Source organism: Roseateles sp. P5_B10 (genome assembly GCF_056400485.1).
Map to the genome: position 1 here is coordinate 1 of NZ_JBFULE010001019.1, position 1,645 is coordinate 1,645.

Consider the following 1,645-nt stretch of genomic DNA (forward strand, 5'->3'; position numbering starts at 1 on the left):
GCTCATCGATGTCGGCGCCAACGCCGTGCTGACCTCGCTGGACTGGGCCCTGGACCTGAACGCCTTCTCGCCCAGCCTGTTGGCCGAGATGCAGGTCAGCTTTGGCGACTCCAGTGCCACCAACTTGCTCACCTTCACCCCGGGCGGCGCGGACTTCAACAGCGGCAACGGCAGCTACAGCGGCTCGATCGACCTGAGCGGCTATGGCATCAGTGTGGGCGCCGATGGCCTGCTGCGGCTGGAGTTCAGCGAGGGCTTCAAGGACTTTGCGAACGGCGTGGCAGAAGGCGAGTGGGTCAGCGGGAACCTTACGTTTGGAGTCAGCGTGGGGGCGGTGCCGGAGCCAGGGAGCGTCACGCTGGCGCTGCTTGGCCTGGGCCTCGTTGCGGGCGCAAGGCGCCTTCGTCGCGACTGACGTATTCGTCCGTGGCAACCTACCGTCGCTGCGGTGTCAATGTCGCATCCAGTTGGCCGAGTTTCTCGACGACGAGATCGATGAACGCCGACACTGCCAGCGGCAGATGACGCCGGCTGGGGTAGAGCACAGTGAGTCCGTGTCCGGGACGCTGGTATTCGGGCAGCACGGGAACGAGGCGGCCGGCCCGCAAGTCATTGATGATGACGGCCCTCGGAAGCAGCGTGATCCCCAGCCCAGCCAGCGTGGCCTTGCGAAGGGCCTGCGCCGTGTTGCCGCTGAAGCGAGCGGCAACCTGCACAGCCTCATCGATGCCGTCCGGTCCGGCCAACCGCCAGGTCACATCACTGCCGCCAGGCTGCGCGAACGTCACGCAATCGTGTTCCAGCAGGTCCTGCAGCGCGCTGGGCGCGCCCCTCGCTGCCAGGTAGCCCGGGCTGGCCACCAGCCCGTCGTTGCCAGTGCAGAAAACGTGCCGCCCGACGTATGCCGAGTCCTCAAGGGGACCGCCACGAAACGCCACGTCGATGCGATCCGCGATCAGGTCCGCCTTTGAATCGCTGAGCACCAAGGCGAGTCGAACCTTGGGATAAGTTGCCAGGAACTCGGCGATCCACTCCATCACGAACAAGTCGAGAAAGTCGGCCGGGGCGCCAACGCGAACAAGTCCACTCGGCTCCCGGCTCCCCGAGCTCAGCTCTTGCCCGGCTTCGAAAAGTCCGGTGACCAGACCGGCGCAACGCGCGTTGAACTCCTCGCCTGCGCTGGTGAGCGTGAGCTTGCGGGTCGAGCGTTGCAACAGCCGGGTGCCGAGGTGTTGCTCCAGCCCCTGAACGCGCCTGCTGACGGTGTTCGATGGCACGCCAAGGTGCCGCGCCGCGCCCGCAAAGCTGCCGCTGCGCACGACGCGCACGAACAAGGCAATGTCGTTCAGATCGAGCATGAGCACCTATTGATTCGATTTTTGGATGGATGCACTCCGATTGCACCGCCTAGTCCATCGATCCTAGCGCTCCTATCGTTCACGCATCGACTGCAGCAGCTCAGGCGTCATGTCTTCGCCGAGCGCACTTCCCATCAACGCCAAGGACGACCGATGCCCGCATCACAAGCCATTTCTGGCAATCCGACCCTTGATCAAGCATCGAGCGCCGGCGTGAGGGCCATCGGCCATCGCACGCATGGAAGCACCCATGGACCGATCACGCGGCTGGTGAGCCCGAGTGACCT

At 64.8% G+C, this 1,645-nt stretch carries 2 protein-coding genes; one reads left to right on the forward strand and one right to left on the reverse strand.

Annotated elements, in window-relative coordinates; genetic code table 11:
- The coding region (locus tag AC1DU6_RS30350; protein WP_477861787.1) for a PEP-CTERM sorting domain-containing protein at nt 1-415 on the forward strand (415 nt) is incomplete at its 5' end.
- Between the two features lie 19 nt (nt 416-434).
- Here AC1DU6_RS30350 and AC1DU6_RS30355 read toward each other — a convergent pair.
- Nucleotides 435-1,358 (reverse strand): LysR family transcriptional regulator, encoded by a 924-nt coding sequence (locus AC1DU6_RS30355; RefSeq protein ID WP_477861789.1) that lies wholly within the window; start codon nt 1,356-1,358, stop codon nt 435-437.
- Between the last annotated feature and the right edge of the window lie 287 nt (nt 1,359-1,645).